The 22,831-nt window shown below is 63.4% G+C and carries 20 protein-coding genes; 7 read left to right on the plus strand and 13 right to left on the minus strand.

The genetic code is table 11. The annotated features are described in order from the left end of the window. Positions 1 to 167: 167 nt before the first annotated feature. The 10 genes from ACWHXP_RS08365 to ACWHXP_RS08410 form a co-directional block, all read right to left on the minus strand. Entirely contained in the window at positions 168 to 293 is a 126-nt protein-coding gene (locus ACWHXP_RS08365) for a hypothetical protein (RefSeq protein WP_255475291.1), read from the minus strand. A gap of 491 nt (positions 294 to 784) precedes the next feature. Further along, complete coding sequence (gene nhaA / locus ACWHXP_RS08370; protein WP_209532807.1) at positions 785 to 1,981, minus strand: Na+/H+ antiporter NhaA; 1,197 nt, start codon at positions 1,979 to 1,981, stop codon at positions 785 to 787. Positions 1,982 to 2,204: 223 nt separating this feature from the next. Next, positions 2,205 to 2,642: a universal stress protein gene (locus ACWHXP_RS08375; protein WP_039788122.1), complete on the minus strand. Its 438-nt coding sequence runs from the start codon at positions 2,640 to 2,642 to the stop codon at positions 2,205 to 2,207. Between the two features lie 159 nt (positions 2,643 to 2,801). Next, on the minus strand, positions 2,802 to 3,599 hold the full coding sequence (gene hutG, locus ACWHXP_RS08380) for an N-formylglutamate deformylase (RefSeq protein WP_489634031.1): 798 nt from the start codon (positions 3,597 to 3,599) through the stop codon (positions 2,802 to 2,804). Between the two features lie 19 nt (positions 3,600 to 3,618). Continuing rightward, positions 3,619 to 5,085, minus strand: a complete 1,467-nt coding sequence (locus ACWHXP_RS08385; RefSeq protein ID WP_489634030.1) for a formimidoylglutamate deiminase — start codon at positions 5,083 to 5,085, stop codon at positions 3,619 to 3,621. Positions 5,086 to 5,182: 97 nt separating this feature from the next. Continuing rightward, positions 5,183 to 5,842, minus strand: coding sequence for a HutD/Ves family protein (locus ACWHXP_RS08390; RefSeq protein WP_489634029.1), 660 nt, complete (start codon positions 5,840 to 5,842; stop codon positions 5,183 to 5,185). Then, complete coding sequence (locus ACWHXP_RS08395) at positions 5,832 to 6,605, minus strand: amino acid ABC transporter ATP-binding protein (RefSeq protein ID WP_039788127.1); 774 nt, start codon at positions 6,603 to 6,605, stop codon at positions 5,832 to 5,834. The genes ACWHXP_RS08390 and ACWHXP_RS08395 overlap by 11 nt, the downstream gene beginning before the upstream one ends. Continuing rightward, positions 6,605 to 7,270, minus strand: coding sequence for an amino acid ABC transporter permease (locus tag ACWHXP_RS08400; RefSeq protein ID WP_039788129.1), 666 nt, complete (start codon positions 7,268 to 7,270; stop codon positions 6,605 to 6,607). Before ACWHXP_RS08400 ends, ACWHXP_RS08395 begins: the two co-directional genes overlap by 1 nt. Before the next feature lie 113 nt (positions 7,271 to 7,383). Then, positions 7,384 to 8,136, minus strand: a complete 753-nt coding sequence (locus ACWHXP_RS08405; protein ID WP_134136515.1) for a glutamine ABC transporter substrate-binding protein — start codon at positions 8,134 to 8,136, stop codon at positions 7,384 to 7,386. Between the two features lie 138 nt (positions 8,137 to 8,274). Continuing rightward, entirely contained in the window at positions 8,275 to 9,012 is a 738-nt protein-coding gene (locus ACWHXP_RS08410; protein ID WP_034332582.1) for an IclR family transcriptional regulator, read from the minus strand. Positions 9,013 to 9,274: 262 nt separating this feature from the next. Here ACWHXP_RS08410 and ACWHXP_RS08415 point away from each other — a divergent pair, with 262 nt between their 5' ends. Genes ACWHXP_RS08415 through prpF form a run of 3 tightly spaced genes read left to right on the plus strand, consistent with a single transcriptional unit; the run spans position 9,275 to position 13,859 of the window. Next, entirely contained in the window at positions 9,275 to 9,997 is a 723-nt protein-coding gene (locus tag ACWHXP_RS08415) for a GntR family transcriptional regulator (protein ID WP_134222347.1), read from the plus strand. Positions 9,998 to 10,050: 53 nt separating this feature from the next. Beyond that, positions 10,051 to 12,672 (plus strand): Fe/S-dependent 2-methylisocitrate dehydratase AcnD, encoded by a 2,622-nt coding sequence (acnD, locus tag ACWHXP_RS08420; RefSeq protein WP_489634028.1) that lies wholly within the window; start codon positions 10,051 to 10,053, stop codon positions 12,670 to 12,672. Then, positions 12,669 to 13,859 carry a 2-methylaconitate cis-trans isomerase PrpF gene (gene prpF, locus ACWHXP_RS08425; RefSeq protein WP_209568978.1) on the plus strand — a complete coding sequence of 397 codons (1,191 nt, stop codon included), beginning with the start codon at positions 12,669 to 12,671 and terminating at the stop codon, positions 13,857 to 13,859. The genes acnD and prpF overlap by 4 nt, the downstream gene beginning before the upstream one ends. An 87-nt stretch (positions 13,860 to 13,946) precedes the next feature. On the opposite strand, the gene ACWHXP_RS08430 is transcribed toward prpF, so the two are convergent. The 3 genes from ACWHXP_RS08430 to ACWHXP_RS08440 form a co-directional block, all read right to left on the minus strand. Next, positions 13,947 to 14,153 (minus strand): hypothetical protein, encoded by a 207-nt coding sequence (locus ACWHXP_RS08430; RefSeq protein ID WP_039788137.1) that lies wholly within the window; start codon positions 14,151 to 14,153, stop codon positions 13,947 to 13,949. A 126-nt stretch (positions 14,154 to 14,279) separates the two neighbouring features. Further along, positions 14,280 to 15,029: a transporter gene (locus ACWHXP_RS08435; RefSeq protein ID WP_051156555.1), complete on the minus strand. Its 750-nt coding sequence runs from the start codon at positions 15,027 to 15,029 to the stop codon at positions 14,280 to 14,282. Positions 15,030 to 15,551: 522 nt separating this feature from the next. Next, a complete protein-coding gene (locus ACWHXP_RS08440; protein WP_121040171.1) occupies positions 15,552 to 16,484 on the minus strand; it encodes an HDOD domain-containing protein in 933 nt (310 codons plus the stop codon). Positions 16,485 to 16,837: 353 nt separating this feature from the next. Here ACWHXP_RS08440 and ACWHXP_RS08445 point away from each other — a divergent pair, with 353 nt between their 5' ends. Genes ACWHXP_RS08445 through pdeM form a run of 4 tightly spaced genes read left to right on the plus strand, consistent with a single transcriptional unit; the run spans position 16,838 to position 22,796 of the window. Further along, complete coding sequence (locus ACWHXP_RS08445) at positions 16,838 to 17,908, plus strand: ligase-associated DNA damage response exonuclease (RefSeq protein ID WP_489634027.1); 1,071 nt, start codon at positions 16,838 to 16,840, stop codon at positions 17,906 to 17,908. Continuing rightward, positions 17,901 to 19,604 carry an ATP-dependent DNA ligase gene (locus tag ACWHXP_RS08450; protein ID WP_489634026.1) on the plus strand — a complete coding sequence of 568 codons (1,704 nt, stop codon included), beginning with the start codon at positions 17,901 to 17,903 and terminating at the stop codon, positions 19,602 to 19,604. The genes ACWHXP_RS08445 and ACWHXP_RS08450 overlap by 8 nt, the downstream gene beginning before the upstream one ends. Further along, complete coding sequence (locus ACWHXP_RS08455; RefSeq protein ID WP_489634025.1) at positions 19,585 to 22,143, plus strand: ligase-associated DNA damage response DEXH box helicase; 2,559 nt, start codon at positions 19,585 to 19,587, stop codon at positions 22,141 to 22,143. The genes ACWHXP_RS08450 and ACWHXP_RS08455 overlap by 20 nt, the downstream gene beginning before the upstream one ends. Further along, the gene (pdeM, locus tag ACWHXP_RS08460) at positions 22,140 to 22,796 is read left to right on the plus strand and encodes a ligase-associated DNA damage response endonuclease PdeM (protein WP_489634024.1); all 657 of its coding nucleotides are present in this window, start codon (positions 22,140 to 22,142) and stop codon (positions 22,794 to 22,796) included. Before ACWHXP_RS08455 ends, pdeM begins: the two co-directional genes overlap by 4 nt. Positions 22,797 to 22,831: the final 35 nt, after the last annotated feature.

Here is a 22,831-nt window from a genome sequence, read left to right on the forward strand (position 1 = left end):
CGACGATACGCGCGGAAGACCAGCACGGCACCGCCCCCATGTCCACGCCCTTGCGCGGGATGGGAAGCGGCATGCTTCAGGCCAGCACTGGTCCGGTACCCTCGCCTGGCGTCGATCACGCAGCGCCGGCGTTCATTCCGGCGTGCGTCAGGGTGAATGTTTGGAGGTCAGTGACCGAAATGGGTGCGGCGCCAGACATAAGCTCCGAAGGCACAGCTCCCCACGATCACGTACATCGCATACCACACCAGTGCCTGGCTACCGTAGCTCATGAGCAATTCCATCAGTTTCATGCTTGTCTCCTCTGCTTTTGATGGCCGGGCTGTTATTCGCCTGGCTTATCGTCCCAAGGGGTGAAAATGTCGAAAAGACAATATCCCCGGCTTGCTGCGGGCGCTGTTGTCAGTAGTGTCAGCATCGGCGCCCTTCCACGCCGCGCCGTTACAGGCCCGTGCAAGTATCTTGCTACTGCCAAAAGGTGATGTAAACAATCGCTTGTTCTGCGCAGCAGCAATTCATGGCCGAGCTGCTGGTCGGCATTTCGTTGTCGTAGGGATTCACTTCGTCATGTGGAAGCGGAAGCCTGTCGGGAGCCCGTTTCCGGCCGGAATCGCACTAATGGTGTGCAAACAATTATTTTTTATATAATTTTTTGCATCGCAAAACAGAAAGTCGATATTTCGTCGCCAAATGGCGACTTTTAATGTGTCTCAAGCGTATTGATGAGGTTTTTGATAGACAACACGCACAGTGGCCGCATGGAAAATGCGGCGCACCGTGATGTTCACGCTGGTGATATCTCTTTGCGCCACAAGACCAGTGTGCCCAGCAAGCCCGCCAGGATGGAGCCGCCCAGCACCCCCAGTTTGAGCTTGGCTTCGAAATCCGGACTCAATCCCTGGAAGGCCAGGCCGCCGATGAAGAGACTCATGGTGAAGCCGATGCCACACAGCATGCAGACGCCGATGAACTGCCGGGTACTGGCACCGGCCGGTGCCGCGGCCAGTCCGCTGCGGATCATCAGCCAGGCTGCACCGAAGACACCGATGGTTTTGCCCAGCACCAGTCCGCCGGCGATACCGAGCGGGATCGGCTCAAACAGGTTGCCCAGCGACATCCCCTGAAAGGACACGCCAGCATTGGCGAAGGCAAACATGGGCAGGACCAGGAAGGCCACCCAGGGATGCAAGCCATGCTCCAAGGCACCCGCCAGCGGCTGGTCGTCGGCGTCGCGCATGGGAATGGCCAGCGCCGTGACCACCCCGGCCAGCGTGGCGTGGATGCCCGACTTGAGCACGCACACCCAGATCACCAGACCGACGACGATGTAGATATCTGCGCGCCGCACGCCGCTGCGATTGAGCAGCAACAGGACCAGCGTCCCTACCCCGGCCCCGGCCAGCATGCCCAGTGAGAGGTTGTCGGTATAGAAGAGCGCGATGACCACGATGGCGCCCAGGTCATCGATGATGGCCACGGCGGTGAGGAAAACCTTGAGCGAGGTCGGAACCCGCGACCCCAGCAGCATCACGATACCGATCGCAAAGGCGATGTCGGTGGCCGCGGGAATGGCCCAGCCGCGCAGCGCCACCGGATCGCCCAGGTTGATGAGCGCATAGATCGCCGCCGGCACCACCATACCGCCCAAGGCCGCTGCCGCCGGCAGGATGGCCTGTTTGCGGGAGGCCAGTTCGCCTTCGACGAATTCGCGCTTGATTTCCAGACCGACCAGGAAGAAGAAGACCGCCATCCACAGGTCGTTCACCCACAGCAGCAGCGGCTTGGACAACACCACAAGACCACCGATGTCGACCTTGCCGGGAATCCGGGTGAAGGCCTCGTAGGTTTCTCGCCAGCTGCTGTTGCTGATGATCAGCGCCAGCACCGCAGCGATGGCCAGCACGATGCCGCCAGCGGCTTCATGCGCGAAGAAGCGGGTAAATGCGTTACCGCCGTGGGCCTGATGAGGGGATGTGGTCAATGCGGGCTCCTTGTTGTCGTCTTCAAAACAAGGCCTGACTGTAACAAAGGCCGAGGTCTTTCTCCAAACTTTCGGCCCCGGGCTCGCGATGCGCGGACAAAAAAAATGGGCCGTCCCTCTCCACAGGAACGGCCCGACCCTCCACACCACAAACCTTCATGACGGCACTTTCAACCGTCCGATGCGCATGCATGCGGTGCGCATCTCTTCATATTTCGGCCAATCAGCGATAAACCAGCACCGGCACCTTGCTATGCGCCAGCAGCTTCTGGGTCTGGCTGCCGAGCAGCAAGCGGCCCAGCGTGGAACGGGCCTTGGAGGCCATGATGATGGCATCGCAGTGCTCGCGTTCGGCCACGCGCATGATCTCTTCATAGGGACGTCCGCCCTGAGCCACCTGCACCGTGCAGGGGACACCTTCTTCACGGGCCATCGCGGTGATCATCTCGACGCTGGCCAGGGCACGTTCGCGACCGGCTTCATCGGTGCGCTCCACATCCACGCCGACGCTGACTTCAGGAATCGACAAGGCCCGCAGATTGCCTGCTACCGACAAGCCAACCAAGGTGCTGCCGCAGCTCTTGGCCAGCGCGATGGCGGCCTTGACGGATTCGTTGCACAGACGGGAACCATCGGTTGCCAACAGGATGTTCTTGAACATGATGACCTCAGCAGGTGACTGGATTGCGTTGACTTGGTATGACTGCATACTAAGCCTCGCCTGCATGAACGGATTTGACATGCATCAAGCCGCCCGGGCTGCAGCGCCGCAGCTGGCCTGCGTTTGCGCTGGATCAAATGGTACGGGCGCAGGCTCGCATCAGGGATGAAACGCCATGAAGCGCGTCACCAGCGCCTGCAGCACCGGCTTGAGCTGATCTGCCAGCGCTGCCTGCAACGCATAAGGTGCGTGCTCCTGCATGTAGCTGCGCTGCGCCAATTCCAGTTGGAGGGCATGGACCTGCCGGGCGGGCTGGCCGTAATGACGAGTGATGTAGCCGCCTTTGAAGCGGCCATTGAGTACGGCGGGAAACTGCGGTGCCAGTTGCTGTGCCAGCGCCAGCAAGTCTTCTCCAAGACCAGGTGCGCAGGCAGCAGCGCTGGCAGTTCCGAAATTGAAGACCGGCAGTTCGCCCTCGAACAGATGCGGAATCACCGAGCGGATCGAGTGCGCATCCCACAGCAGCGCGTAGCCATGCACTGCCTTCAGGCGCGCCAGTTCGGCCTGCAGAGCCGCATGATAGGGATGCCAGTAGACCTGCAGGCGGCGTGCGATCTCGGCGGCATCCGGTTCACAGCCCTCGCGGTACAGCGGCAGGTTGTCGAATGTCGTCAGCGGACACAGCCCGGTGGTGTTCTGCCCCGGATACAGGCTCTGTCCGTCCGCTGGCCGGTTGAGATCGATCACGTAACGTGAATGAAAAGGACGAATCACGGAAGCGCCAAGGCCAAGGGCAAACTCATAGAGTTCGGCGATATGCCAGTCGGTATCGTCGACCTGCAGGCCAACCGCACTATAGGAGGCCAGCAGCTCCTCCGGCAGACGGGTACCCACGTGAGGCATGGAAATCAGCAGGGGCGAACTGCCCTGGTGCAGCTGGCAAATATCGTGCGGCATTACTGGCATCGTGCGGTCCTCAATCCTTCAACAATTCGGCAATCGCGCGGCGATAGGCGCGGCGCGCATCATCCTGCAAGGGGTGCTGCCCGGCGGTCACGACCTGGCGGCCACCCACGTAGACATCCTGGATGGGCTGGCCATCATGCTCGCAAAACACCAGTGCCGAGAGCAATTGCCCGGGGCTGCGATCGGCCAGGTTGACGTCGTCCCCGTCGAGGACCACGAAATCCGCCTGCTGCCCCACAGCCAGTCCGGCGACCGCGCGGCCGCTGGCAGCCGCACCGCCTGCCACGGCCTGGGCAAACAGGCGGTCGGCCGTGGCCGGTGACGCTTCGGAGGCCAGCACGTTGCGCCGGCGATGATGCAAGCGTTGTCCATACTCCAACAGCCGCAATTCGGAACGCGGGTTGATGGCGATATTGCTGTCCGAGCCCAGGCCCCAGGGAGTCCGGGACTGCAAAAGCTGCCCGGCATCAATGATGCCGTCGCCCAGATTGGCCTCGGTCGTCGGGCACAGTCCCACGATCGCACCACTGGCGGCCAGATCCAGGTATTCCCCTTGATCCATGTGGGTGGCGTGAATCAGGCACCAGCGCGCATCCACCTCCTGCAGCGACAGCAGCAATTGCACCGGACGCTGGCCGCACCAGGCCAGGCAATCCTGAATCTCGCGCCACTGCTCGGCGACGTGGATGTGAACGGGAGCGTCGCGTCCTCCCGACTGCTGGCGCAGGCCGCTGACCAGTTCTTCCAGGCCTTGCGGCGATACCGCCCGCAGCGAATGCGGGGCTGCGCCATAGCGGCGCATCGGGTTCTCCGGCAAGGCGTGCAGCAGGCGCTCGCGCAGGGCCAGCAGGTCGTCAGGCGTCGCGATGAAGCGCGCCTGCTCCTGCGAACCCGGCTGGCCTCCGAAGCCGCCGTACTGGTACAGCACCGGCAGCAGGGTCATGCCAATGCCCGCCTCGGACGCCGCCTGCATCAGCCGCAGCGCCAGTTCGGCGCGGTCGGCGTAGGGGCTGCCGCCCGGGGCATGGTGCAGATAATGGAATTCGCAGACGGAGGTATAGCCCGCTTTGAGCATCTCGATATAGAGATGGCAGGCAATGGCGTGCAGATGCTCCGGCTGCAGTCGCTGGGCAAACCGATACATCAGCTTGCGCCAGCTCCAGAAGGAATCCGAAGGACTGCCCATGACCTCAGTCAGGCCGGCCATGGCGCGCTGGAAGGCATGCGAATGCAGATTGGGCATGCCTGCAATCACCGGCCCGGACGCCTGCGCTGCTGTGCCAGGCGCGCTGCGGGCGCTGATCTCGATCAATCGTCCGGAGTCATCCCAGCGCAGCAGGACGTCATGCTGCCAGCCATCCGGCAGCAAGGCCAGCGGGCAAAACAGGGCACGCGCCGATTGGCGAGGGAGCGCGTGCGCATGCGGCTGTGGATGTGCATGCAGGTGTTGCTGTGTTTGTTCGCCAAGCGATGCCATATGCTCACCTTTTATACTGGCGGTTTTGTAGTGGATGCCGGACACCGTTGTGCCGCTTGCAGCGGGTGGAATCAGAACGGCCTCGGCGCTTCAACGCTTACATGTGCTGGCCTTCCTTTGGCTTGGGGACGATGCAGACCAGCAGCACCACCGCCCCCGGCGCACACAGCAGATCGGGCATGCGCGCTCTGTGCCCTGGTTGCAGCCGCGCGAACTGGCCGGCGCGCAAGGCCTGTTGCAGACCGTCTTCATCGGAAAGGCAGGCGGCGCCTCTTGCCACGTACAACAAAGCGCTGTGGATGGGCAGGCAACGCGAATTGCGCTCGTCCAGCATCACTACCCTGCCCTCGGCGACTTCACGCCGCACCATCAGGTTGAAGTCCAGCGTGGGCGCACCATGCATCCGCACCTGGATCGATTGCTCACCGGGGAAGTCGTACGGCGCAAAGCAGTGCGCCAGATCGTGGACCTGCCGTCCCTCGCTGTGCAGCGTGAAACCGCCGCCTTCAAGCAGGACGATGGTGCGATCGATACCCTCGAAGGTGGAAAAATCTGCATCGCTACCGACGTCGGCCACGCTGGCCCGCCAGATAAAACTGGCGAAGTCGGCCTCCGGCGGCTCCACGCACAGTTCACGGGTCTGCCCGCCCTCGTTCTTCCAAGGGACGGCCGCCACGCTGGCCAGCTCGCCGACGAACGCTATCGCGCCGTGCTGCGGCACTCCGGAACCCGCCACCGCATGGGCTTTACCCGGCATGACCCACCTCGCGGGCCAGCATGGTTTGCAAGAAACTGCGGGTACGTGCCTCGCGCGGTGAAGTAAATATCTCGGAGGGCGGACCGGACTCGACGATGCTGCCGTGATCCATCACCACCACCACATCGGCCACCTCGCGCGCAAATCCCATCTCGTGCGTGACGATGAGCATGGTCATGCCGTCGCTGGCCAGGTCCTGCATCACCTGCAGTACTTCACCGACCAACTCCGGATCCAGCGCCGAGGTGGGCTCGTCGAAGAGCATCACCTTCGGTTCCATGGCCAGCGCACGGGCAATGGCCACGCGCTGCTTCTGGCCGCCGGACAAGGTGCCGGGATATTCCTTCGCCTTGTGTTCCAGCCCGACCTTCCTGAGCAGCCGCAGCCCCTGCTCCTGCGCCGCCTTGCGCGGCACGCCGCGCAGGCAGGTCGGTGCCAGGGTGATGTTGTCCAGCACGTTCAGGTGCGGGAACAGGTTGAAGGACTGGAATACCATGCCCACCTCGGCGCGCAGCGCATCGAGCATGGCTTCAGGCATCATGCGCCCGCCCTCGACCACCGTATGGCCGCCGACCACCACGGTGCCGCCCTCGGCGGTCTCCAGCCCGTTCAGGCAGCGCAGCAAGGTGCTCTTGCCACTGCCGCTGGGGCCGATGATGACGACCACCTGACTCGGCGAGACCGAAAAATCGATGTCCTTGAGCACGAGATGGCTGCCGAAGGATTTGCGCAAGCCTTTGATATCGACCACGCTGTGTTCCATCACACCCTCCCTTCGGAGCGCAGGACCTTCTCGATCCGGCGCAGCGCCAGCGTGGTCACGCTGGTCAGCACAAGATAGATCAGGGCAATGACCAGATAGGTTTCCAGCGAGCGGTAAGTAATGCTGATGATCTTCTCGCCCTCATGCATCAGGTCGGCAATGGTCAGCAGCGACACCAGTGCCGAGTTCTTGATCAGCGCGATGAATTCATTGCCCAGCGGCGGAATCATGCGCACGAAGGCCTGCGGCAGGATCACGCGGCGCATCGCCATCCGATAAGGCAAGCCCAGCGAGCGTGCCGCTTCCATCTGGCCGCGTTCGATGGACTGGATCGAGCCACGCACGATTTCCGAAATATAGGCAGCGCTGTAGATGCCGAGCCCGAGGATGCCGCACACATACGCCGGCAGAATCACGCCCACATGCGGCAATCCGAAGAACCACAGGAACAGTTGCACCAGCAAGGGCGTGCCGCGTACCAGCGTGAGATAGAAAGTACACAGACCATACAACAGCCGGCGCTGCGGATTGAGCCGCCCCAGGCCGGTCAGCAGGCCCAGCACGCACCCCAGCACCAGCGAGGCGGCGGTGATTTCCACGGTCACCATGGTGCCGTGGAGGAGCGAGGGCCAACTGTCCCAGACGCCCGAAAAATCCAGTTTCATGAAGTGCTCCGGCAAAAGGAGTCGCTTGCCCGGTCACGGCTGGCGGACCGGGTCGGCCATGCAGAGAGGAATGGAGGAGCCCGGCGACAACGCCAGGCCAGGTGCGCAGGATCTCAGTCCTTCCTGGCAAACCACTTTTCGGTCAGCGCATCGTAGGTGCCGTTCATGCGCAAGGTCTGCAGGGCCTTGTTGAGATGCTCGACCAGCGCGGTATCGTTCTTGCGCAGGGCAAAACCATACAGTTCGGTGGTCAATCCCTTGTCCAGCACACGTACCAGCGGCTGGGTGCGGGCATATTCGACGGCGGCCGGACGGCCGGTCACCACCGCATTGACGCGGCCGGTGGCCAGCAGGTCGAACATGGCCTGGTTCTTTTCCACTTCCACGCGTTCCACGCCGGGGAAGTTGTCACGCAGATAGCTCACCGATTTGGTGCCGACCTGGACCGAGACGCGCTTTCCCTTGTTCAGGTCTTCCGGCACCTTGATGCTGTTGTCGTCACGCCGCACCAGCACGGCCAGCCCACCCCGATAGTAGGGATCGCTGAAGGTAACCACCTTGCGGCGCTCGTCGGTCATGTAGATGGCCGAGGCAGCGATGTCGAAGCGGTTGGAAATGAGGCCGGGAATCAGGCCCTTGAAGTCGATGTCGATCCACTGGATCTTCTTGCCCATGGTTTTGGCCAGGGCTTCCATCAATTCGATATCGAAACCGGTACGTTTGCCATCCTTGACGAATTCCATCGGCGGGAAGGTGGCATCGGTACCGACACGGATCACGTTGTCGGCGGCACGGGCGGCAGGCGCGGCCGCCACCAGCAGAAACAGGCTGGCCGAGACGGCGCACAGCAGGCGGGAAAGCTTCATCATGAGTTCCTCGGTAGAAACGACGACATGGACTGGACGCCGGGGTACCGGCGTAATGGATTATTCATCCCTGGGCCCGGATGGGGCCCTCCCGCGTCCAGCCAGCACCGTCTCTCCGGACGGCGCAGCCTGACTGGCTTAAAAACGATTACATATGCGCTGGGCGGACTCCACCGTCATGCGGACCAGCTCCTGTTCGCGGTTACCCACGCGCAGGGCCGGCGCCATCAGGGTGATGGTGCCTTCCAGGCGGCCATTGGAAGTCATGATGGGTACCGAGACGCCCCACACGCCCAGGTCCACTTCACTCTCGCTGATGGAATAGCCGCGACGGCGAATCTCATCGAGCTGTGCTTCCAGCGCGGCGGCTTCCTCGGGCTTGTCGCCCAGCTGGTCGGCCACCAGTTTTTGTTGCAGCTTGCGTGGCATGAAGGCCAGCAGGCTCTTGGCCGATGCTCCCTTAAGCAAGGGATGTGCCCGGCCCTTGGTGAAGGAGCAGCGCAGTGGCTGGTCGCTTTCTTCCATGGCGATGCACACCATCTGGCCGTTGATCGGCACCAGCAGGCCCACGCTCTCCCCGCTGCGCTGGACCAGCGAAATGATTTCCTCGCGGCTCTGGCTGATGAGGTTGGAGTTCTGGTCGAACCCCCACGCCAGCTGTACCCCGGTCGGCCCCGGCTCGAAGGTGCCGGAATTCATGTGTTCCTGCAACAGTCCCCATTTCTTGAGGGATGCCAGGTGGCGATAAACGGTACTGACCGGTTGTTGCACCATCGCAGCAATCTGCTTGGCACTGACGGGCTTGCCGGCACGGGCCACGCCGGCGAGTACGTGGAGAACGCGGTCAACGATGGTAGAGGTTTGTGGTGAGTCCATGGCGGCAATATAAGGTTAAATTCTCACTTTGGGCGAACGATTCCCGTATATGAGGAAATAAATAGAAAAATTTTGAGCTACTTTTTCATATATTCCCAGCGGGCGGCTGAATTTTCTCACCTGTAACGAAAATTGCCTCATGCTATTTTTTTACTGGGTAGTGCCGAAATTGTTTCGGTGTCGACACTTCTTCCATTTTTAGGGCAAAGTGCTATGATTAAAGGCACCATTTTGAAAATATTGTCGACACGGCGAAAAACCCATGAGCGAGCTGATTGCACTGCCTGGTGCCGAACGTGACGGAGAAACCCTCTCCGAACACGTTTTTCGCAAAATCCAGAGCGCCATCGTGCAGGGCGAGATCGCGCCCGGCAGCAAGATTTCCGAACCGGAACTGGCCCGCACCTACGGCATCAGCCGCGGCCCGCTGCGCGAAGCCATCCACCGTCTGGAAGGACAGAACCTGCTGGTGCGCGTGCCCCACGTGGGTGCGCGCGTGGTGTCACTGACCCTCGAGGGCCTGGTGGAACTGTTCCAGATCCGCGAATCGCTGGAAGGCATGGCTTGCCGCCTGGCGGCGCAGCGCATGAGCCGCGCCGAGCTGGACGAACTGCGCCGGGTGCTGGAAACCCACGAGAAGGATGAAGCCTTCCAGGCTGGACGTGGCTACTACCAGCAAGAAGGCGACTACGACTTCCATTACAAGATCATCCAGGCCAGCGGCAACCAGATCCTCACGCGCATTCTCTGCGGCGAGTTGTACCAGCTGGCGCGCATGTATCGCATCCAGTATTCGGCCGCTCCCAACCGGCCACGCCAGGCCTTTGCCGAACACCACCGCATCCTCGATGCCCTGGCCGATGGCGACGGCGAACTGGCCGACCTGCTGATGCGACGTCACATCGGGGCCTCCCGCCGCAACATCGAACACCAGATCGCCCAGACCGGGCCCGGCAGTACCGGGCAGCAGCGCGATCAGGCCTGAACGCATTCCTCCACACAACAACCATTCCATCAACGAGACACGAGCCAACCGCCATGAATACCCAATACCGCAAGCAACTGCCCGGCACCCGACTGGATTATTTCGATGCCCGCGCCGCCGTGGAAGCGATCCATCCTGGCGCATGGGAAACCCTGCCCTACACTTCCCGTGTGCTGGCAGAAAACCTGGTGCGCCGCTGTGATCCGGCGACCCTGACGGATTCGCTGCGCCAGCTGATCGAACGCAAGCGTGAACTGGACTTCCCATGGTTCCCGGCGCGCGTGGTGTGCCACGACATCCTGGGCCAGACCGCGCTGGTGGATCTGGCCGGCTTGCGCGACGCAATTGCCGACATGGGCGGCGACCCGGCCAAGGTCAACCCGGTGGTACCGGTGCAACTGATCGTGGACCACTCGCTGGCGGTGGAATGTGGCGGCGACGATCCGCAGGCTTTCGAAAAGAATCGTGCCATCGAAGACCGCCGCAATGAAGACCGCTTCCACTTCATCGACTGGACCAAGCTGGCCTTCGAGAACGTGGACGTAATCCCGCCCGGCAACGGCATCATGCACCAGATCAATCTTGAGAAGATGTCGCCGGTGATCCACGCCAAGGATGGCGTGGCCTTCCCCGACACCCTGGTCGGCACCGACAGCCATACCCCGCTAGTGGACGCGCTGGGCGTGATCGCCATCGGCGTGGGTGGCCTCGAAGCGGAAAACGTCATGCTCGGCCGCGCCTCCTGGATGCGCCTGCCCGACATCATCGGCGTGGAACTGACCGGCCGCCGCCAGCCCGGCATCACGGCCACCGACATCGTGCTTTCGCTGACCGAATTCCTGCGCAAGCAGAAGGTGGTGGGCGCCTATCTGGAGTTCTATGGCGATGGTGCGGCCAGCCTGACACTGGGGGACCGCGCCACCATCTCCAACATGGCTCCGGAATATGGCGCGACGGCCGCCATGTTCTCCATCGATCAGCAGACCATCGACTACCTGAAGCTGACCGGTCGCGAAGATGAACAGGTCAAGCTGGTAGAAACCTATGCCAAGGAGGCCGGCCTGTGGTCCGATAGCCTCAGCAAGGCTGAATACGAGCGCGTGCTGCGCTTCGACCTCTCCACCGTGGTCCGCACCCTGGCCGGTCCCAGCAATCCGCACAAGCGCCTGCCGGTCTCCGAACTGGCCGCCCAAGGCATCGCCGGCAAGGTGGAGAACGAGCCAGGCAAGATGCCCGATGGCGCCGTCATCATCGCCGCCATCACCAGCTGCACCAACACCAGCAACCCGCGCAACGTGATCGCAGCCGCCCTGCTGGCGCGCAATGCCAATCGCCTGGGCCTGACCCGCAAGCCGTGGGTCAAGAGCTCGCTGGCCCCCGGCTCCAAGGCGGTGGAACTGTATCTGGAAGAAGCCGGCCTGACCGCTGACCTGGAAAAGCTGGGCTTCGGTATCGTCGCCTTCGCCTGCACCACCTGCAACGGCATGTCAGGCGCGCTCGATCCGAAGATCCAGCAGGAAATCATCGACCGCGACCTCTACAGCACTGCCGTACTGTCCGGCAACCGCAACTTCGATGGCCGCATCCACCCGTATGCCAAGCAGGCTTTCCTGGCCTCGCCGCCGCTGGTGGTGGCCTATGCCATTGCCGGCACCATCCGTTTCGATATCGAACAGGACGTGCTGGGCGTGACCGCCGAAGGGAAGGAAATCCGTCTCAAGGACATCTGGCCCAGCGACGAGGAAATCGATGCCGTGGTGGCTACCGCAGTCAAGCCCCAGCAATTCCGCAATGTCTACACCCCGATGTTCTCCGCCCGCGTGGACCGCAGCCAATCGGTCAGCCCGCTGTACGACTGGCGTCCCCAAAGCACCTACATCCGCCGTCCGCCCTACTGGGAAGGTGCGCTGGCCGGTGAGCGCACGCTCTCGGGCATGCGTCCGCTGGCCGTGCTGGGCGACAACATCACCACCGACCACCTCTCGCCCTCCAACGCCATCCTGCTCGACAGCGCGGCCGGCGAATACCTGGCCAAGATGGGCTTGCCGGAAGAAGACTTCAATTCCTACGCCACCCATCGCGGCGACCACCTGACCGCGCAGCGCGCCACCTTTGCCAATCCCAAGCTGTTCAACGAAATGGTCAGGAAGGCCGATGGCAGCGTGCAACAAGGTTCACTGGCGCGCCTGGAACCGGAAGGCAAAGTCATGCGCATGTGGGAAACCATCGAAACCTACATGGAACGCAAGCAGCCGCTGATCATCATTGCCGGGGCTGATTACGGCCAGGGTTCCTCGCGCGACTGGGCCGCCAAGGGCGTGCGCCTGGCGGGTGTGGAAGCCATCGTGGCCGAAGGCTTCGAACGCATCCACCGTACCAACCTGATCGGCATGGGCGTGCTGCCGCTGGAATTCAAGGCCGGCGAAAACCGCAATACCTACGCCATCGACGGTACCGAAACCTATGACGTCATCGGCCAGCGCCGTCCGCGCGCCGACCTGACGCTGGTGATCCACCGCAAGAATGGCGAGCGTGTGGAAGTGCCGGTGACCTGCCGCCTCGATACCGCCGAAGAAGTGTCGATCTACGAAGCCGGCGGCGTGCTGCAGCGCTTCGCCCAGGATTTCCTGGAAGCCTCCGCCAACGCCGGCCAGAACGCCAAGGAACAAGCATGAGCCAAGTCCCCCAGATCCGCATTGCCGCCACCTACCTGCGGGGCGGCACCAGCAAAGGCGTCTTCTTCAAGCTGGATGACCTGCCCGAAGCCGCCCGCGTCCCGGGCCCTGCGCGCGACAAGCTGCTGCAGCGCGTGATCGGCAGTCCCGATCCCTATGGCAAGCAGATCGATGGCATGGGCGGTGCGACTTCCAGCACCAGCAAGACAGTGATCATTTCACGCAGCGAGCGGCCGGGCCATGATGTCGACTACCTGTTCGGCCAGGTCTCCATCGACAAGGATTTCGTGGACTGGAGCGGCAATTGTGGCAACCTGTCCGCAGCCGTCGGCCCCTTCGCGATTTCCGCCGGGCTGGTGGACCCGTCCAAAGTGCCGCAGGACGGCGTGGCCGTCATCACCATCTGGCAGGCCAACATCGGCAAGACCATCGTGGCTCATGTGCCCATTCGCGGCGGACAGGTGCAGGAAACCGGCGACTTCGAACTGGATGGCGTGACCTTCCCCGCCGCTGAAGTCCAGCTGGAATTCATGGATCCGGCGGCCGAGGAAGAAGGCGCCGGCGGTGCCATGTTCCCCACCGGGAACGTGGTCGATACGCTGGAAGTGCCCGGCGTCGGCAGCTTCCAGGCCACCATGATCAATGCGGGCATCCCGACCATCTTCCTCAATGCCGACGAGATCGGCTATACCGGCACCGAACTGCAGGACGCCATCAACAGCGATCCCGCCGCGCTGGCCCGCTTCGAGACCATCCGCGCCCATGGAGCGATCCGCATGGGATTGATCAGCAAGGTGGAAGAAGCCGCGACCCGGCAGCACACGCCCAAGGTCGCGTTTGTTGCGCCGCCCAAGGAATATGTCTCTTCGAGCGGCAAGACCGTCACGGTACAGGATACCGACGTGCTGGTGCGTGCCATGTCCATGGGCAAGCTGCACCACGCCATGATGGGCACGGCTGCCGTGGCCATCGGCACGGCAGCCGCCATTCCCGGAACGCTCGTGAACCTGGCGGCCGGCGGCGGTGAACGCACCAGCGTACGCTTCGGCCATCCGTCCGGGACCTTGCGTGTCGGTGCGGAAGCGAAGCTGGAAGACGGCCAGTGGGTCGTCACCAAGGCCATCATGAGCCGCAGCGCGCGGGTGTTGATGGAGGGGTGGGTGCGGGTGCCGGGGGATGCGTTCTGAGGCGAGGCTGCGGCCAGTGGCTGCAGACATGAAAAAGCCGGCCACCTTGCGGTGCCGGCTTGATCGGCTTGCGGGTCCAGGGTGGACTCAGACGCGGTAGATTTTCTCCCCGGTCTGGACGATCCTGAATTTCTCGTTGGTCAGGGGATCCAGCGCGCGACCATCGGCCAGCTTGTAGCTGCGGCTGAAGGCCCGGGCCGCTTCATCGGCCTCGTCCTGTTGCGTCTGATACACCTCTACGTGGTAAGGTGCGCCGGTCTTGCCCTTGGCATCGAATTTTTCCACCAGATCCATATGTCGTCTCCTTAGTCGTGGCCTAGCGCCAAGGTCAACGATAGCAGATTTGGCGCGGCTTTCCAGCGCATTGCATGTTGCAGCGCACAGAGATGAAGATCTGTGCGCTGCCTGCTCACTACCTCATCAGAAGTGCAAGGTCACCCCGACACCGAACTGGCGCGTCACCTCGGCCTTGTTCAGGCCGAATTTGGCGCCGGCATCAATGTCCACCGTCTTGTTGGGCGACCAGATGGCCCCCACCAGGGCATACGAGGGCAATTTCCGGCTGGACGCGTCCTGATTCTGTGCCACGCCGGTATCGGCCACCAGACGCCATTGTTCGTTCAGCCCATACCAGACCGCCACCGAGGCGCGCCAGATGGTCTTGCGCTTCGTTTCCTGGTCAGTCTCCAGCTTGTACGGGCTGTAGCGCAGGCCCAGGTTGCCGTGCAGGGTCCAGGGGCCGGTCTCGTAGGAAGCGATGCCAGTCAGGCCCATGCCGTTGCGGCCGCTCCCCAGCCCCTTGCTTTCCTCGCCGCTGGGCATGAACAATTCCGGCTTGAGCGCCAGGGCCAGGCCGTCCGCCTCGTAATAGCGCCATTTGGCTCCTGCGGAGACATCGCCCACCCCCGTACCGTTAGGCGACTGAAAGGTCTGTGGCAGGTTGAAGAACAGGTCGAGCTTGTCGGTGACACCATAGGTGAACGTAAATGCCCCGACGTGGCCGGCATCGCCACTCTGCTTGCTCCAGTCGGTATTCATTTCGAGCTGGATGCCGCCGGCCCCCTGCACGCCCGCATCGTCGGTGTTCAGCGGATGGGCCGCGAAGGCGGGATGGCTGGCTGCCAGCAGCAGTGCGGTCAGGCAGGACAGACGGATGGTGTTGTTTTTCATGAAAGACCCCACTTTCTTGTACTTTGTGTACTTTGTTTTGATCGGTACGGCATTCGCGTGGCCACGCTGACACACCCGTGCCTGCCACGGACGTGACGGAGCACGCCGCAGGCGACGGGTACAGCAAAGTGGTCGGAGCGAACCGAAGGGAAATCGCGCCGCTGCCATGCCGGGACACATTAGCAAAGGAATTTGCCAGGCATTCCGGACAGGAGAGGCGCAGGCAAGGCCCTATTGATGAATATGTCCTCGTTGGTGGCTGCGGTAAATGCCGTGGCTTTTACGGAAGGAACATCAATCTGGCTGGGTTCATCGAGCCTTGCATGCGGCTGGAAGCGAAGTTTTGGCAGGGTCTGATGATGACGGGGAATGTCGGCTGCAGGCGGTTCCTGCAGCGATCCTGACGGTCAACAGAGGCGCTTCACTTCCAGAGCGAGGGGGATAGTACCATCGGCGACTGACAAATCAGCAACAAAAAACTTCGATTTTTCATGACTAAATCTGACGATTCTTGCAGATCCGTCACTCCGGCTTTTCCGCGGCGGCAGCCAGCTCGGTCCCGATCTCGCGCAGCACCCGGGTCGGCACCTTGAGCAAGGCTCCCCAGTCACTCCAGTCCCATGAAACGCGGCCGCACAGGTACTCCAGGCTGGAGAGCGGCAGCTCGAAGCGCTCACCCAGCGCCAGCAGGCGCGGCAGCAAAGCTGGCCGTGCGGCATCGCTGGCCACGCAGACGTCCGCCACGCAGGCCGCCAGTTCCAGCAAGCGAATCAGACGCTGCTGGCGGTCTTCCTCGTCCATGCCGGTATTGTCGGCGTCATGGTGATACAGCACCGTTTCACAGAAGAGCTTGGGGAAATGCCAATCCTGCATCATCGCGGCGGCCAGCTCCAGGTGATTGAATCCGAACAGCGCCTTTTCTTCCTGGCGCAACTGGCTGCCCTGCACGCCGCTAGCCAGCAGTTCGCCATACCGCTTGGGACGGGCCGAGGCCAGACCCAGGCGGCCGATATCGGCCAGCAGGCCGATGGTGAACATTTCTGCCGGGGGAGCCACCTGCAGCAGGTCGCCCAACGCCTGGCCGGCGCAGGCCATGGCCGTGGAACGGCTCCAGAACAGGTCGTAATCGAATTCCTTGCAATCGCCGCGCCGTGCCGATTCCGTCAGCGAAATCGCCAGCGCCATCTGGCGTACCGCGTGCAGCCCCACCATCAGCAACAGCTCGACATTGACGGCTGCAACCATGCGCCCCTTGTTGATGTTGGGGATGTTGGCAATCTGGATCAGGCGGCCAGCCAGCACCGGGTCGCCCTGCACCTGCGCCACCAGATCCGGCAGCGCGATGTCTTCCTGCTGGCACATCTGCATGATCTTCAGACGCACGCCGGAAGGCGCAGGCAAGACTTCGGAGTCTTGCAGTTCACGGAAAACCTTGGGATCGACGTAATGAGACATGAGGATTGGTGTGATTCTTTTGAGTTCGATGCTTGGCGCAAAGCCAATTGGAATTGACGACAAGCATACCCAAATAATAGCCGTTGTGCGTTGCATCATTGCAAACTGAAATCAAGTTTCATGCGTGCTCGCGACCTTCACGCTGACAGAAAGGCAAGACAGGCACTGACAGCTTCCGGACCGGCTTGCCGTTAAGCTGACCGAGCGTGACAAGTAGCGGCAAATTTGCCTGAATTTTCATATAACTCGCGGCAAAGCCGGGACAAGGACGCGGCAGGCATGGACAAAGCCCGCCGGACACGGCACAACGGAGCCGCACGATTTCGACAAGGCAGAGCGAGGACACATCAGCAATGGCAGGCAAGGAAGACATGGTCGTGGTACGCAAGGAGGGCCTGTATTGCGTGCCCGGCGATTTCTACATCGATCCCTGGCGACCGGTGGCGCGCGCGGTGATTACGCATGCCCACGCAGACCACGCGCGCGTGGGGCATGGCCACTATCTGGCAGCTGCGCCGGGGGCCGGCATCCTGCGTGCGCGGCTGGGCGCAGAGATCAACCTGCAGCCCCTGCCCTATGGCGAAACCATCACCCACAATGGCGTGCGCCTGTCGTTGCACCCGGCCGGCCACGTGCTGGGCTCGGCGCAACTGCGCATGGAACATGAAGGCCGCATCTGGGTAGCCTCCGGTGACTACAAGCTGGAAGCGGATGGCACCTGCGCCCCCTTCGAGCCGGTACACTGCGACGCCTTCATTACCGAATCCACATTCGGCATGCCGATCTACCGCTGGCAACCACAGCGGGAAATTTTCGAGGAAATCAACCAATGGTGGCGCAGCAATGCCGCCGAAGGGCGTGCCAGCGTCTTGTTCTGCTATTCCTTCGGCAAGGCGCAGCGCATCCTGCACGGCATCGATGCCAGCATCGGCCCCATCGTGTGCCATGGCGCGGTAGAGCCGCTCAATCGCCTCTATCGCGAGGCCGGGATCGCCCTGCCGGAGACCCTGACGGTCGGCGAAGCGGAAGCCAGCAAGCGCGGCAAGGCGGCCGCCTACGCGGGCAGTCTGGTGATTGCCCCGCCATCGGCGGCCGGGTCGCCCTGGATACGCCGCTTCGGCGACTACAGCGATGCCTTCGCCAGCGGCTGGATGCGCTTGCGCGGCACGCGCCGCCGGCGTGGCGTGGATCGCGGGTTCATCCTCTCCGACCATGCGGACTGGCCGGCCCTGCACGAAGCCATCCACGCCACCGGTGCTGAACGCGTCATCGTCACCCACGGCCAGGTCGCGACCATGGTGCGCTGGCTGCGTCAGAACGGTCTGGATGCCGGGGCCTTCGCGACTGAATACGGAGATAAAGAAACTGACGAGAACCCCAGCCCCGCCGCCGCCGTGACGGCGCAGGAAGGCGGCCATGCGTGAATTTTCACGGCTGTATGCCGAACTGGACGCCACCACCTCCACTACCCGCAAGCTGGCGGCCCTGCAGGATTACTTCGGCCGCGCCGATGCCGCCGATGCAGCCTGGGCGGTGTATTTCCTGGCAGGCGGCAAGCCGCGCCAGGCCGTCCCGACGGGCTTGCTCAAGCAATGCGCCATGGAATTCGCGCAGATCGATGAATGGCTGTTCGAGGAGTGCTATCACAGCGTCGGCGACCTGGCCGAGACCATCGCCCACGTCCTGCCGCCGCCCAAGGGGTCAAGCGACCTGGGCCTGGCGCGCTGGATGGAAGAGCGCATCGCGCCCTTGCGCGGGGCCGATCCTGCCGTGATCCGCACCGCCTTGTTTGCTGCCTGGGATGAACTGGACTGGCAGGGACGCTTCCTGCTCGCCAAACTGATCGGCGGTGGTTTCCGCGTGGGCGTGTCGCGGCTGCTGGTCACGCGTGCACTGGCCAGCGTCGCGCAACTCGATCCCAAACTGGTGGCGCAACGCATGGTTGGTTGGACCGATGGCCGCGCCCGTCCGGACGCCCGCCGTTTCGCCGCGCTCATCGCGCCGGCGGACGGCCAGGATGCGCAGTTGCAGGGCGGCCAGCCCTATCCTTTCTTTTTGGCGCATCCCCTGTTGGAGACACCGGACACCCTGGGTCCGCTCTCGGACTGGCAAGTCGAATGGAAATACGACGGCATCCGCGCCCAGCTGGTGCGGCGTCAGGGAAGCAACTGGCTGTGGTCGCGCGGTGAAGAATTGATCACGGATCGCTTCCCCGAACTGGCCGCTTTGGCCCTCCCGGACGGCACCGTGATCGATGGCGAGATCGTGATCCGCCTGCCCGATTCCGGCCCCCAGGCCGAGCGTGTGGCCCCCTTCGCCGATCTGCAAAAACGCATCGGCCGCAAGAACCTCACTGCCCGCCTGCTGGCGGACCTGCCGGCGGGTCTGATTGCCTACGACCTGCTGGAGCAGGATGGGCAAGACCTGCGCAGCCTGCCGCAGCACGAACGCCGCAGCCGGCTTGAAACGCTGGTGCAGGCCCATGCAAGCCCGGCGCTGATGCTGGCACCGCAAATCGCCTCGGGCGACTGGGAGGCGCTGGCGCGATTGCGCAGCACCTCGCGCGAACGCGGCGTGGAAGGCATGATGCTCAAGCAACGGGAAGCCCGCTACGGCATCGGCCGCACGCGCAATGTCGGCACCTGGTGGAAGTGGAAGGTCGATCCCTATTCCATCGATGCCGTGCTGATCTACGCCCAGGCCGGCCATGGCCGACGCGCCTCGCTCTACACCGATTACACCTTCGCGGTCTGGGATGCACCGGATGACCAGGGCGAACGCAAGCTCGTGCCCTTCGCCAAAGCGTATTCCGGCCTCACCGATGCCGAAATTGCCGTGGTGGACCAGGCCATCCGCAAGACGACCATCGAGAAATTCGGCCCCGTCCGCAGCGTCAAGCCGAGCATGGTGTTCGAGATCGGCTTCGAGGGAATTGCGCTGTCCTCGCGCCACAAGGCAGGCATCGCCGTGCGCTTCCCGCGCATCCTGCGCCAGCGTCTGGACAAGACCATCGAGCAGGCCGATACCCTGGCCAGCCTGCGGGCGCTGCTGGGGCCGTCGGCCAGCCTGCCGCCTGAAGAAAAACAGAAAGAACTGCATCGTGCCACGCAAGACGACTAACTCCCGTGCGCCCGCACTGAAACGCGCAGAACAATGGTTCAGCCAGCGCGGCTGGGAAGTCTTCGATTTCCAGCGCGCCGTCTGGCAGGCCGCTGCCAGCGGCCAAAGCGGCTTGCTGCATTCGGGCACGGGGTCCGGCAAGACCTATGCCGTCTGGTTCGGAGCCCTGCTCCATGCCGAGCCGAGGCTCGGCCAGCCTGACCTGCCCGCCAACGCTCCTGGCTTGCGGGTCTTGTGGATTACACCGATGCGCGCCCTGGCGGCCGACACCCTGCGCGCCCTGCAAGCGCCGCTGGCCGATCTGCTGCCGCACTGGCAGGCGGGCATGCGGACCGGCGATACCGCCTCCGGCGAACGTGCGCGCCAGATGAAATCCCTGCCGCAGGCGCTGGTGACCACCCCTGAAAGCCTGTCCCTGCTGCTTTCGCAAGCCGATGCCCGGCAGCGCTTTGCCAGGCTCGATGCCGTCATCGTCGATGAATGGCATGAGCTGATGGGCAACAAGCGCGGCGTGCAGGTGCAATTGGCGCTGGCGCGACTGCGGCGCTGGCGGCCCGGAATGGTGGTCTGGGGGCTGTCGGCGACGCTCGGCAATCTTGAGCAATCACTGCAAGCCCTGCTGGGTCCGGCAGCTGCCGAACAAGGCGTACTGGTACGCGGCGAACAGCGCAAGCGCATCGTCATCGACACCCTTCTGCCGCCGCAACCGGCACGCTTCGCCTGGGCCGGCCACCTGGGCATGCAGATGCTGCCGGCCGTGGTGCAGGAGATCGAGGCCAGTGGCAGTACGCTGGTCTTCACCAATACCCGGTCCCAGGCTGAACTTTGGTACCAGAATTTGTTGGACGCCCGGCCTGACTGGGCTGGCATCATCGCCTTGCACCATGGCTCGCTGGACCGCGAAGTGCGGGACTGGGTCGAACACGGCCTGCGCGATGGCCGGCTCAAGGCCGTGGTCTGCACCTCCAGCCTGGACCTGGGCGTGGATTTCACGCCGGTAGAGCGGGTATTGCAGATCGGCAGTCCGCGTGGCGTGGCCCGCTTGCTGCAACGTGCCGGACGTTCCGGCCACTCCCCGGGTCGCAGTTCGCGCGCCACGCTGGTGCCGACCAACAGCCTGGAACTGGTGGAAGCCATCGCGGCCCAGGATGCGATCGCAGCGGGTCGTGTGGAACAGCGTCCGGTACCGGAAACGCCATTGGACGTGCTGGTGCAGCATCTGGTCACCATCGCGCTGGGCGGCGGCTTCCAGGCCGATGCGCTGCTAGAGGAAGTACGGCATGCGTGGTCCTATCGCGATCTGCGTGAGGACCAGTGGCAGTGGGCGCTGGATTTCGTGGTGCGCGGGGGCCAGAGCCTGACCGCCTATCCCGAATATCACCGGGTGTGCCAGGGCGAGGATGGCGTCTACCGTGTGGATGTGCCCGCCATCGCGCGCCGGCATCGCATGAACATCGGCACCATCGTGGCCGATGCCAGCCTGCATGTGCAGTACATGAAGGGCGGACGCATCGGCACCATCGAAGAAGGTTTCATCGCGCGCCTGCGTCCGGGTGACCGTTTTCTCTTCGGGGGGCGGGTGCTGGAATTTGTCCGGGTGCATGAGATGACGGCCTGGGTCCGTCGCAGCACCGCCGGCAGTGGCGCGGTCCCTCGCTGGCAAGGCGGGCGCATGCCCTTGTCCTCGACACTGGCGCATGCCGTCCTGGATCGTTTGCAACAAGCCGAGCAACAGCACTTCGACGGCCCCGAGATGCAGGCCGTGCAGCCGCTGCTGGCCTTGCAGCATGCCTGGTCGGCGCTGCCGACGGGTAAGCGGCTGGTGGTGGAAGCCCTCAAAAGCCGCGAAGGGCATCACCTGTTCTTCTATCCCTTTGCCGGGCGTCTGGTCCACATGGGGCTGGCCTCGCTGCTGGCCTGGCGACTGGCCAGCACGCGCGCAGCCACCTTTTCCATTGCCGTGAACGACTATGGTTTCGAATTGCTGGCGGCGGACCAGGTGGAGATGGCCCGTCTGGCCCCGCAACAGGCGCAGGACCTTTTCAGCGAAGAGCATTTGCTGGAGGACGTGCTCGCCAGCCTGAACGCGACGGAATTGTCGCAACGGCGCTTCCGCGAGATCGCCCGCATTGCCGGACTGGTCAGCCAAGGCTATCCGGGCCAGCACAAGAGCGCGCGCCAGTTGCAGGCGTCGTCGGCGCTGTTCTTCGAGGTCTTCCGCAAGCATGATGCCGGCAATCTGCTGCTCACCCAGGCCCAGCGCGAGGTACTGGAACAGGAGCTGGAACTGGAGCGCCTGCGCAGCACCCTCGCCGAGCTGAGGGCGCGCGCCATGACGCTGGTGCAACTGGAGCGCCCTACCCCGTTTGCGCTGCCGCTGATGGTGGAACGCTTCCGCGAGAAACTCTCGACCGAGAAACTGGCGGACCGCGTCGCACGCATGCTGCGCGAGCTGGAAGGTGCCGCCGACAAGACCGCCTCTCGTGAACAACCCCAGCCCGCCGCACGGCGCAAGGCCAAGCCCCGGACTGCCGCATGATGCAATACCCCAGCTTCGACGCCGATGGCGCCATCCTGACCATGTTGCCGGAACGCGCCCTGCTGTGGCGCGAGCGCGGCATGCTGATCCTGGCCGATGTGCATTTCGGCAAGGCGGCGGCGTTTCGGGCGGGCGGCATTCCCGTCCCGCACGGCACGACCCGCGCCAACCTGGAGGCCATTGATGCGCTGGTTCAGCAGCATGCGGTGCGTCACATCGTGTTCCTTGGGGATTTCCTGCATGCTCGCGCGGGCCGTGCTGCAGGAACGCTCGCGGCGCTGGCGCAATGGCGTGGCCGCAACGCGGGACTGACGCTCACGCTGGTGCGCGGCAATCACGACCATCATGCGGGGGATCCGCCTGAAGCACTGGGCATGGAGCTGGTCGATGAACCCTGGCGGGTCGGCCCGCTGGCCTTTTGCCATCATCCGCAGACGGTGGAGGGTGCCTTTGCCATTGTCGGCCATGTGCATCCGGTGTATCGCCTGTCCTCGGCGGGCGACAGCTTGCGGCTGCCCTGCTTCGTGGTGGATGGGCGCTGGGCCATGCTCCCGGCGTTTGGCGCGTTCACGGGCGGCTATCGTGTCGATGCCTTGCCGGGGCAGCGCATCTACCTGGCGGCCGAGGATTGTGTCTTGCCGCTGCCCGGCTGAACCGCCCTCCAATACGGGGTATCATCGGCGCGCTG

Source organism: Herbaspirillum sp. Her2, assembly GCF_057961375.1.